This is a genomic window from Geodermatophilus sp. SYSU D00703, from assembly GCF_054050155.1.
In genome coordinates, this window is the sequence record NZ_JBJGYU010000028.1 from 53,792 (window position 1) to 64,089 (window position 10,298).

Annotated in this window: 10 protein-coding genes; 6 read left to right on the top strand and 4 right to left on the bottom strand. The window is 76.4% G+C overall.

Annotation, left to right across the window (positions count from 1 at the left end):
• Positions 1-61: 61 nt before the first annotated feature.
• Entirely contained in the window at positions 62-895 is an 834-nt protein-coding gene (locus ACI782_RS20595) for an IclR family transcriptional regulator (protein ID WP_456911954.1), read from the top strand.
• On the opposite strand, the gene ACI782_RS20600 is transcribed toward ACI782_RS20595, so the two are convergent.
• Together ACI782_RS20600 and ACI782_RS20605 are read right to left on the bottom strand one after the other, a co-directional pair.
• Positions 875-1,789, bottom strand: coding sequence for an alpha/beta hydrolase fold domain-containing protein (locus tag ACI782_RS20600; RefSeq protein ID WP_456911955.1), 915 nt, complete (start codon positions 1,787-1,789; stop codon positions 875-877). The genes ACI782_RS20595 and ACI782_RS20600 overlap by 21 nt on opposite strands.
• 215 nt (positions 1,790-2,004) lie before the next feature.
• Positions 2,005-2,571, bottom strand: a complete 567-nt coding sequence (locus ACI782_RS20605) for a quercetin 2,3-dioxygenase (protein ID WP_456911956.1) — start codon at positions 2,569-2,571, stop codon at positions 2,005-2,007.
• A gap of 135 nt (positions 2,572-2,706) precedes the next feature.
• Here ACI782_RS20605 and ACI782_RS20610 point away from each other — a divergent pair, with 135 nt between their 5' ends.
• Positions 2,707-4,947 carry a glycoside hydrolase family 3 C-terminal domain-containing protein gene (locus ACI782_RS20610; RefSeq protein WP_456911957.1) on the top strand — a complete coding sequence of 747 codons (2,241 nt, stop codon included), beginning with the start codon at positions 2,707-2,709 and terminating at the stop codon, positions 4,945-4,947.
• Between the two features lie 2 nt (positions 4,948-4,949).
• Positions 4,950-5,729 carry an SGNH/GDSL hydrolase family protein gene (locus tag ACI782_RS20615; protein WP_456911958.1) on the top strand — a complete coding sequence of 260 codons (780 nt, stop codon included), beginning with the start codon at positions 4,950-4,952 and terminating at the stop codon, positions 5,727-5,729.
• A gap of 62 nt (positions 5,730-5,791) precedes the next feature.
• On the opposite strand, the gene ACI782_RS20620 is transcribed toward ACI782_RS20615, so the two are convergent.
• On the bottom strand, positions 5,792-6,565 hold the full coding sequence (locus ACI782_RS20620) for a DUF899 domain-containing protein (protein ID WP_456911959.1): 774 nt from the start codon (positions 6,563-6,565) through the stop codon (positions 5,792-5,794).
• A 218-nt stretch (positions 6,566-6,783) separates the two neighbouring features.
• Between ACI782_RS20620 and ACI782_RS20625 the strand changes: the two genes are divergently transcribed.
• Positions 6,784-7,995 carry a DUF222 domain-containing protein gene (locus ACI782_RS20625; protein WP_456911960.1) on the top strand — a complete coding sequence of 404 codons (1,212 nt, stop codon included), beginning with the start codon at positions 6,784-6,786 and terminating at the stop codon, positions 7,993-7,995.
• 121 nt (positions 7,996-8,116) lie between these two features.
• Positions 8,117-9,307, top strand: a complete 1,191-nt coding sequence (locus tag ACI782_RS20630; RefSeq protein ID WP_456911961.1) for a DUF3237 family protein — start codon at positions 8,117-8,119, stop codon at positions 9,305-9,307.
• Positions 9,308-9,314: 7 nt separating this feature from the next.
• On the opposite strand, the gene ACI782_RS20635 is transcribed toward ACI782_RS20630, so the two are convergent.
• Positions 9,315-9,698 carry a nuclear transport factor 2 family protein gene (locus ACI782_RS20635; protein WP_456911962.1) on the bottom strand — a complete coding sequence of 128 codons (384 nt, stop codon included), beginning with the start codon at positions 9,696-9,698 and terminating at the stop codon, positions 9,315-9,317.
• A 90-nt stretch (positions 9,699-9,788) separates the two neighbouring features.
• Between ACI782_RS20635 and ACI782_RS20640 the strand changes: the two genes are divergently transcribed.
• Positions 9,789-10,184, top strand: coding sequence for a YybH family protein (locus ACI782_RS20640; protein WP_456911963.1), 396 nt, complete (start codon positions 9,789-9,791; stop codon positions 10,182-10,184).
• Positions 10,185-10,298: the final 114 nt, after the last annotated feature.

Genomic DNA, 10,298 nt, shown 5'->3' on the forward strand with positions numbered 1-10,298 from the left:
CGGCGTCACCCCGCCCGAGGGCGTTGCCATTGAACGGCAGACCGAGTGCCACGATCAGGCGGTGGACGACGACTCGACCGCTGCTCGCACCGTCCGCGGCAAGCGACCGCCGCAGGGCGACCCCGTGGTGGACCGCGCGTTGGCGCTGCTGGCCGCGTTCGACGACGGTCACCGTCGGTTGACGCTGTCCGATCTCGCGCGGCGGGCAGGGACGCCGCTGAGCACCACGCGGCGGCTGGCCGAGCGGCTGGCCGCCTGGGGCGCGCTGGAGCGGGCCTCGGACGGCGGGTACGTCGTGGGTCTGCGGTTGTGGGAGGTGGGCTCGCTGGCGCCGCGGGCGCTGGGCCTCCGCGAGGTGGCGATGCCGTACATGGACGACCTCTACGAAGCCACCCGGCAGCACGTCCTGCTGGCCGTCCTCGACGGGGACGCCGCACTGCTGGTGGAGCGGCGGTCCTCTCGCGACGCCGTCCCGGTGCAGTACCGCGTCGGCGACCGGCTCCCCCTGCACATGACCGGCGTCGGCCGGCTGCTGCTCGCCTACGCGCCGCTCGACCTGAAGGAGCGGGTCCTGCGGGGCGAGGTCGGCGGCCGCTCCGACGACCCGCCGCCCCAGCCGGCCGCCCTGCGCCGGTCGCTCGCCGACATCCGCCGGACCGGCGTCGGGGTCATCAACCGGCGCCGGCCCGCTCCGGTGGTCTCGGTGGCCGCGCCGGTCCGGAACTCCTCCGGCGCGGTGGCGGCGGCGCTGTCGATCGTCGTCCCGGCCGGCGGGGCCAGCCCCAAGAGCATCGAGCCGGCCGTGCGGGCTGCCGCCCGCGCGGTGTCCCGCGGGCTCGGGGCGCCGTCCGCCGGCGCTCCGCGGCCGGATCGGTCAGGCTCCCCGGGCTCCTGACCGGGCCGCGACGAACGCCAGCGTCCGGCGGAGCGCGTCGCGGGCGGCATCGGGGGCGCCGAGCCACATGTGGTCGGCGCCCGGGTAGGTGTGCAGGGTGACGTCCGCGCCGGCGGCGTCCAGCGCCGCGGCCAGCCGCTCGCTCTGCACGCACGGGACGAAGCGGTCGGCCGTCCCGTGCAGCAGCAGGAACGGCGGCGCGGCGGGGGAGACGTGCGTGACCGGGCTGGCCTGGGCGGCGAGGTCGGGCACCGCGGCCGGGGGCGCGCCGAGCAACTGCGCCTCGCGGGTGCTCGCGTCGGCCGGGTCGGCGCCCGCGTCGCCGGCGAACCCGGCCAGGTCGGTGGGCGGGTACCAGGCCGCGACGGCCGTGACCGCGGACGACGGTCCGGTCACCCCGACGTCCCCCTCCAGCGCCGCGTCGTCGGCGGTGAGGCCGAGCAGCGCGGCGAGGTGGCCGCCCGCGGACTCGCCCCACGCGGCGACCCGGCCGGCGTCGATGCCGAGTTCGCCGGCGCGGGCCCGCAGCCAGCGGACGGCGGCCTTCGCGTCGGACAGCTGCGCCGGCCACACCGCCTCGCCGCTGAGCCGGTAGTCGACGCTCGCGACCGCGATGCCGGCCCGCGCGACCTCCTCGAACAGCGCCGGGCCGGGGAAGGCGGGACCGGCCGAGCGGCGGCTGCCCAGCCGCCAGCCGCCGCCGTGCAGGAAGACGACGGCCGGCGCCGGACCGTCCCCGGCCGGCAGGTACAGGTCGAGCTCGAGCGGCCGGATCCCCGGGATCGCCGCGTACGGGACGCCGAGCAGCGCGCGGGTGCCGGCGGGGCCGGGCACCGGGAGCGGGAGGGGCGCCTCGTGCGCCGGCGGCGGGAGGGGCAGGGCGGGGGTGGGCACGGGACTCCTCACGGAGCCGGGGGGGGGGGCGGGGGGGCGCGGCCCGGGGGGGGGGGGGGGGGGGGGGGGGCGGGGGGGGGGGGGGGGGGGGGGCGGGGGGGGGGGGCGGGCGGTTGGGGGGTGGGGGGTGGGGCGGGGGCGGGCGCGCCCACCCCCCCCCGCCGGGGCCCGCCCCCCGCCCCCCCCCCCCCCGGCGGGGGCGGGTCGGATCGAGCTCAGGGGTCCCGGCGGGCGTCGTCCCAGCGGTGGTCCGGCAGGAACTGCATGTTGTGCTGCTGGGCCGCGGCCTGCATGCGCGGGAGGTCCGGGACGAACGGCGGCTGCTGCGCCGTGGCGCAGTCGGTCGCGGTGCCCATGTGCTGGAAGAACCGCTCGAACCCGCCGGAGAGCACGCCCATCATCCGGGCGGCCTCCTCGATCTGGTAGGCGTGCGCGAAGCCCGCCGGCACGTAGCCGAAGTCGCCGGCGGTGAGCAGCTTGGTGGTCTTGGTGCCCTCGGCGTCCTCGAAGAACAGCCGGACCCTGCCCTCGAGCACGTAGAACGTCTCGTGGGTCTCGTTGTGCGAGTGCGTCGGGATGACGTCCCCGGCGGGCGACTCGCTGACGATGACGCCGAACTGGCCGTCGGTCTCCTCCCCGGAGAGCAGCACGGTGAACAGGTCGGTGAACAGCATCGAGTGCTCGCCCTCGCCGCGGCGCAGCACGTAGGGCTGCGGCTTGCCGGGGAGCAGGCCCTTCCACTGCGGACCCTTCGCGGGGTCGATCAGGTACTCGAAGCTCATGCGTGCTCCCGGGTCGAGTCGGCGGTGACGGTCCGACAGCATGCGCAACACGGGTCGCCCGTGCCCAGCCCCGCGCCATTGAGCGGCACGCTTCCCCGCGGGGCGAGCCGGACGGCAGCACAGGAGGATGGCGCCGTGACCCCGGAGCCGTCCCTGGACGCGTCGCCCCTCGAGCAGAAGGCCGCGCTGCTCTCCGGCCGCGACTTCTGGACGACGAAGCCGGTCGAGGGGGTCCCCTCGGTGGTGCTGACCGACGGGCCGCACGGCGTCCGCCGCCAGCAGGGCGACTTCGACACGATCGGCATCCACGCCGACGTGCCGGCCACCTGCTTCCCGCCGGCGGTCGGCGTCGCGGCCAGCTGGGACCCGTCGGTGGCCGAGCGCGTCGGGCGGGCGATCGGCCGGGAGGCGCGGGCGCTCGGCGTGCACGTCGTCCTCGGGCCGGGGGTGAACATCAAGCGGTCGCCGCTGTGCGGGCGCAACTTCGAGTACTACTCCGAGGACCCGCTGCTGGCCGGCGTGCTCGGCGCCGCGCACGTCCGCGGCCTGGAGGCCGAGGGCGTCGGCGCGTCGGTCAAGCACTTCGCGGCGAACAACCAGGAGACCGACCGCATGCAGGTCAGTGTGGACGTCGACGAGCGCACCCTCCGCGAGATCTACCTGCCGGCCTTCGAGCGGGTCGTCACCGAGGCCCGGCCGGCCACGGTGATGTGCGCCTACAACAAGGTCAACGGCGTCTACGCGTCACAGCACCGGGAGCTGCTCACCGGGGTGCTCCGCGACGAGTGGGGCTTCGAGGGCGTCGTCGTCTCCGACTGGGGCGCGGTCGACGACCGGGTGGCCGCCCTCGCGGCGGGCCTGGACCTGCAGATGCCGGGCGACCGCGGCGCGGGCGACCGGCGGGTGGTCGAGGCCGTGCGCGCCGGCGAGCTCGACGAGTCCTCCGTCGACGCGAGTGCCGCGCGGGTGGCGGCCCTGGCCCGGTACGTCGGCGAGCCGGCCGGCGGGTTCGACGTCGACGCGCACGCGGCGCTGGCCCGCGAGCTGGCCGCCGAGTGCGCCGTCCTGCTGCGCAACGAGCGCGCGACCCTGCCGCTGTCGGCCGGGGCGCGGATCGCCGTCGTCGGGGAGTTCGCCCGCACGCCGCGCTTCCAGGGCGGCGGCAGCTCGAACGTCGACCCCACCCGGGTGGAGTCCGCGCTCGACGCCGTCCGCGCACTGGCCGGCCCGGTCGCCTTCGCCGCCGGGTTCGGGCCGGACCGCTCCGGGGACGCCGCGCTGCGCGACGAGGCCGTCGCGGTGGCCTGCGCCGCCGACGTCGCCGTCGTCTTCGCCGGGCTGGGCGAGGCCGAGGAGTCCGAGGGCTTCGACCGGGAGCACCTCGACCTGCCCGCGGACCAGGTGGAGCTCATCCGCGCGGTCGCGGCCGCGGCGCCGCGCACGGTCGTCGTCCTCTCCCACGGCGGGGTCGTCTCGCTGGAGGGCTGGCACGACGACGTCGACGCCATCCTGGACGGCGCCCTGCTCGGACAGGCCGGCGGCGGCGCGCTGGCCGACCTGCTGTTCGGCGTGGTCACCCCGTCCGGGCACCTCGCCGAGACGATCCCGCTGCGGCTCGAGGACGTCCCGAGCTTCCTGAGCTTCCCCGGCGAGCAGGGGCACGTCCGCTACGCCGAGGGCGTCATGGTCGGCTACCGCGGGTTCGCCACGCTCGGCCGGCCGGTGCGCTACCCGTTCGGGCACGGGCTGAGCTACACCACCTTCGAGACGACCGACCTGCAGGTGGCCGCGACCGGCGACGACACCGCCACGGTGTCGGTGACCGTGGGCAACACCGGCGGCCGCGCCGGCAAGCACGTGGTGCAGGTCTACGTGGCGACGACGGCCGGGCCGGTGCGCCGTCCGGCCCGGGAGCTGCGCGCCTTCGTCAAGGTCGCGCTGGAGCCGGGGGAGAGCCGGACGGTCGAGCTGGAGCTGGGCCGCCGGGCGTTCGCCTACTGGGACGTGCGCGAGGGCGGCTGGGTCGTGGCGCCGGGCGAGTACACGGTGCAGGTCGGGACGAGCGCCCTCGACGTCGTGGCCGAGGCGGGGGTGACCCTGGCCGGCGACGACCTCGTCCCGGTGCTCACCCTGGATTCCGCGCTCGGCGAGTGGGTGGCCCACCCGGTGGTCGGGGCGGCGCTCGTCGAGGGATTCGACTCGTGGCTGCCCGACCTGCGGCCGCCGTCCACCGAGGCGGGGCTCGGCATGCTGCGGATGGTCTCCTCCATGCCGATGCGCCGGTTCGTCGCCGACATGGGGGCCTCGATCCCCGCCGGAGAGCTCGACCGGTTGCTCGACCGGGCGGCCGCGGCGCGGCGCTCGCGGGTGGGCTGACCGTGCGCTACGTGGCCCTGGGCAGCTCGTTCGCGGCCGGGCCGGGCATCGAGCCGGTGCTGCACCCCGGCTGCGGGCGCTCCGGCGCCAACTACCCGCGTCTGGTCGCCGAGCGGCTCGGCCTCGACCTCGTGGACGTCTCCTGCGGGGGCGCCACCCTGGCCTCCGTCGTCCGGACGCCGCAGGTGCTCCTCGGCGGGGGGACCGTGCCGCCGCAGATCGACGCCGTCGACGAGCGGACCGACCTGGTCACGCTCACCGTCGGCGGCAACGACGTCGAGTACCTGCTGACGATGCTGCGCTGCTCGTACCGCGTGGCGCCGGAGCCGGCACCGGCGTCGGCGCGGGCGCTCCTCGGCGCACCGGTGGACCGGGCCGCCGTCGAGCGGGCGCTGGCCGGGCTGGCGGTGGAGCTGACCGCGGCGGTGGCGGCCGTGGGCGAGCGCGCGCCCCGGGCTCGCGTGGTGCTGGTCGACTACCTCACCGTCCTGCCCGCGCACGCGTGCCCTGCGCTGCCCATGGACGACGCCGACCTCGCCTTCTGCCGCGGGATCGCCGAGCAGCTGGAGGCGGCCACCGCGACCGCCGCGCGGGCGGCCGGCGCGGACCTGGTGCGGGCGTCGGCGGCCAGCCGGGACCACTGGGTCTGCTCGGCCGAGCCCTGGGTCACCGGGTGGCGGTTCGGCGACGTGGCGGCCGGCGGTGTCGTGCCGTACCACCCGAACGCCGCCGGGATGCGGGCCGTCGCCGATCTGCTGACCGGGCACCTGCGGGGCGTCTGACGCCCGTCGTCCGGCCGGCCGCTCGTCGTCAGGCCGGCCGCGCGCCGCCGCCGTTCTCGCCGTCAGGCGGGCCGGGAACCGCCGCCGTACTCGTCGTGGCGGCGCAACCAGTGCATGGCGGGGCCGTCGGCCCGCCCCGGCGGCTCCTCCCAGTCCTCCTGCCGGCCGAGGACCGTCAGGTCCAGCCAGGTGTAGGTGCTCATCAGCGCGTCGAGGGCGCGGGCGTAGGCCGAGTACGTGTGGAACACCCGGTCGCCGTCGCGCAGGAAGGTGCTGACGCCGGGCTGGTCACCCGCCCAGTCCCGCCAGGCCTCGCCCTCGGCCGCGATCAGCTCCTGCTCGTCGCGGAAGTTGTACTCGACCGGGGCGACCGCGGCGTCCACGGTGACGTGGAAGTCGTGGTTGAACGACGTCCCCGCCGACGAGTACCAGGGCACCGTCCAGCCCATCCGCTCGCGGTAGGCGGCGAGCAGGGGGTAGGGCGCCCGCGAGACGAGCGCGAGCGTCGTGTCGCGGGCGTGCAGGTGCGCCAGGTCCCCGGTGTTGTCCACGACGAACGAGCACGTGGGACAGCCGGCGTCCCACTCCGGCTGGAACATGAAGTGGTAGACGACGAGCTGGCGGCGGCCCTCGAAGACGTCGACGAGGGCGACCTCGCCGTCCGGACCGGTGAACCGGTAGTCCGTCGTCACCTCGCGCATCGGCAGGTGCCGTCGTGCGGCGCTCACCGCGTCCCGCTGGCGGGTGAGCTCCTTCTCGCGCTGGAGCAGCTCGACGCGCGCGGCGCGCCACTCCCGGTCGGACACGACGGGCGGTAGGGACGTCGATCGGGTCACGAGCTCCTCCTCTTGCTCTGGTTCCTCGCGGTCCCTGCTGTCAGAGGTGACGCGGCCGATCCGCCGAAGTCATCGGTCCTCCGCGCCTGGGTCTGGTGGTGCGCCGTCAAGCCCTCCCTCGATCTGTGGACAGCGCGCTGACCTGGGGATTCGAGCTGCACTCGGCCTTCTCCAGCGGTAGACTTCGAACAGGTGATCGAGCCGGTCGGGGAGGTGTCGTGGACGAGCTGACCGCGGTCCTGGACGGCCTCACGACCGATGCCCTGCCGACGAGGTTCGGACCCCAACTGCTTGATCGCCTGCGTCACTTGCTCGTCGCGCAGAACCGGCTCGCCGCCGAGGTCGCCCGCACAGTGCGCGCGTGCGAGGGCACCGGCGCGGCGGAGTTCGACGGGTTGAAGTCGATGGCGTCGTGGCTGCACGGGCACGGGCACCTGGCCCCGGCCGAGGCCGGCCGGGTTGTCCGCGCCGGCCGGGCGTGCGAGCACCTGCCCGCGGTGGCGGCCGCGTTCGCCGCCGGCCACGTGACCGCCGACCAGGTCGCGGTGGTGGCGCCGGTGGTGACCGGGGAGCGGCGGGCCGCCGCCGCCGAGCAGGGTGTCGACCTCGCGGAGGTCGATGCGGTGCTGGCCGACGTGGCGGTGCAACGGCCGTATGAGGAGCTGCGGCAGGTGGTGCAGCACTACCTGGCCCGGCTCGACACGGACGGCCCCGAACCCGATCCCACCGAGGGGCGCCGGCTGGCGATCGCCCGCCACGCCGACGGCAGCCTCACCGGCCGGTTCGACCTCGACGCCGTGGGCGGGGAGAAGCTGCAGGCCGCGCTGGAATCGATCGTGCAGGCCGGCCGGTGCGCCGGCGACACCCGCACCCGGCCGCAGGTGCTCGCCGACGCGCTGGTGCAGCTGTGCGACAACGCCCTTGCCGCCGGTCGCCTGCCGATCCTGCGCGGGCACAAGCCGCAGGTGCTGGTCAAGGTCGGCCTCGCCGACCTGGCCGACCCCGCGCCCGGCCCGGGCGCCGCCGAGACCGGGTTCGGGGCGGTGCTCTCCGCGGCGCGGGCCCGGGGGCTGGCCTGCGACGCGCAGGTCACCCGGATCGTGCTGGGCCCCGACGGGGCGCCGCTGGACCACGGCCGCACCCTTCGCCTCGTCCCTCCGCATCTCCGGCGGGCGGTGGAGGTGCGCGACGGTGGCTGCGTGTTCGCCGGCTGCGGCGCGCCGACCTGGTGGTGCGACGTCCACCACCTGCTGGAGTGGATCCACGGCGGCGAGACCAGCCTGGAGAACAGTGCTCTCCTCTGCGAGCGGCACCACACCAAGGTCCACCACGGCTTCCGGATCGACCGACGACCCGACGGACGCTGGCGCACCCGGCGCCCCGACGGCACCGAGATCCCCACCGGCCCACCCCTACCCGCAGCAGCTTGACCGTCAGCGACGATCTCGCCTGCCCGCGGCCGGGTTCGGCAACGGCAGGTCCAGCTCGGCAGCGAGCTCAGTTTGCGGATGCTGCACGTCGTTCGCGCGGCCGATGGCACGATCGGGGGGCATGGTCCCCGACTCCCTGCGCGTCCCGTGCCGGGGGCTGCTCTTCGACGCCGACGGCGTGCTCGTCGACTCCGACGCCAGCGTCGAGCTGTCCTGGTCGCGCTGGGCACGGGAGCGCGGCCTGGACCCGCGGGCGGTCGCGGCGACCGTGCACGGGCGGCGGACGGCAGACACCGTCGCGCTGCTCGTGGCCGAGGCCGGGCGCGCCGACGCGCTCGCGGCCATCGACCGCTACGAGGTCGAGGACGCCGCCACGGTCACCGCGGTGCCCGGCGCGGCCGAGCTGCTCGGCTCGCTTCCCGCCGCGACGTGGGCGGTGGTCACCTCGGGACGTCGGGAGCTGATCGCCGCCCGGATGGCCGCGGCCGGCCTCCCGCTGCCCGCGCTGCTCGTCTGCGCCGAGGACGTGGCCGCGGGCAAGCCCGACCCGGCCGGATACCGGGCAGCCGCGCGGGAGCTCGGCCTGCCGCCGGGGGAGTGCGCCGTCCTCGAGGACAGCCCCACCGGCATCGCCGCCGGTCGCGCAGCCGGGGCTGTCGTCATCGGCGTGAGCGAGCGCGCCCTCGACACCGACGTGCCGGTCGTCGTGCGGGACCTGCGCGGGATCTCCTGGGACGGCGCCGCGCTGCTGATCGACCCCCTCGCCCTGCTCAGGGGTCGACCCGGCGCCCCCGAACGGCCGTCGGGCAGGATCGCGGCGGCCGCACCCGAACCCCGGAGGAGATCCGTGACCGTCGTCCCGCCGCCGCTGGAGCACGTGCTGCACCTGGAGGTGACCGTCGACCGGCCGATCGAGATCGGGACGACGCCCGCGGGGCACCGGCGGGTCATCCCGATCACCGGCGGGACGGTCTCCGGCCCGCTGATGACCGGCCGGGTGCTGCCCGGCGGCGGGGACTCCCAGGTCATCCGCACCGAGACCGAGACGGTGGCCGAGGCCCGCTACGTCCTGGAGAGCGACGAGGGCGAGCGGGTGTACGTCGAGAACCTCGGCCTGCGCACCGGTTCGGCCGAGGACGTCGCCCGGCTGCGCCAGGACCTGCCGGTCGACCCGGCGCGCATCTACTTCCGGTCCACGCCCCGCTTCGAGACCGACGTACCCCGGCTGGCGACGCTCACCTCGCACGTCTTCGTCGGGTCCGGTGTGCGCCACCCCAGCGCGGTGGTCTTCGACTTCTTCAGGGTCGGCTGAGCGGCGGTCAGCGGGGCAGCGACGTCGGCGCGTAGGCCAGCATCCGCCAGCTGCCGTCGGCGCGGGTCCAGACGGCGAGGGCGAGGTTGTCGATGTGCTTGGCCACGCCGTCGACCTCGACGTCCGAGTTCATCCGGCCGATGACGATCGCCGCGTCGCCGGCCACCTCGACCCGCTCGACCGGGTGCTCCGCGCTCCGGTAGACGTAGTAGCCCGAGCGCAGCTTGTCGAGGTACTCGTCCTTGGTGTCGCGCCGGCCGCTGGAGTGGGCGTAGCTCATCCCCGGGGCCAGGAGCGCGTCCAGCGCGGTGAGGTCGCCCTCGACCATCGCCCGGTAGCGGCGGTCCTCCGCGTCGAGCACCGCCTGCACGTCGTCGCTGGTGTCGGCCATGAACCCATCCTGGCCGCCGGGAGCCGACGGCACCCACCCGGGGTGTGGCCGCGCCGATGAGTCCGCGCCGGAGCCACGGTCGGAACCGGCATGAGCGACGACGACGCGGCCATCCGGGACCTGGTGACCCGCTGGGCGCGGGCGGTGCACACCGGCGACCTCGACGGTGTCCTCGCCGACCACGCCGACGACATCGTGATGTTCGACGTCCCGCCACCGGACGACGGCGTCCGGGGACGGGCCGCCTACCGCGACACCTGGCCGCCGTTCTTCGAGTGGCAGCGGCAGGGAGCGTCGTTCGAGGTCGTCGAACTCGACGTCACCGCCGGGTCCGACGTCGCGTACGCGCACGCCCTGCTGCGCTGCGGCACCCCGGAGGAGCTGGCGGAGGTCCCCGCGCGCCGCCTGCGGCTCACCCTGGGCCTGCGCCGGGAGGGTGGCCGCTGGCTGGTCGCGCACGAGCACCACTCGTTCCCGCAGCCCTGACCGGGGGGGGGGGGGGGGGGGGGGGGGGGGGGGGGGGGGGGGGGGGGGGGGGGGGGGGGGGGGGGGGGGGGGGGGGGGGGGGGGGGGGGGGGGGGGGGGGGGGGGGGGGGGGGG

Coding starts and splice junctions, on each gene's coding strand:
- ACI782_RS20640 (WP_456911963.1), top strand. CDS start 9,789: ATGAGCGACGACGACGCGGCCATCCGGGACCTGGTGACCCGCTGGGCG.
- ACI782_RS20605 (WP_456911956.1), bottom strand. CDS start 2,571: ATGAGCTTCGAGTACCTGATCGACCCCGCGAAGGGTCCGCAGTGGAAG.
- ACI782_RS20630 (WP_456911961.1), top strand. CDS start 8,117: ATGGTCCCCGACTCCCTGCGCGTCCCGTGCCGGGGGCTGCTCTTCGAC.
- ACI782_RS20635 (WP_456911962.1), bottom strand. CDS start 9,698: ATGGCCGACACCAGCGACGACGTGCAGGCGGTGCTCGACGCGGAGGAC.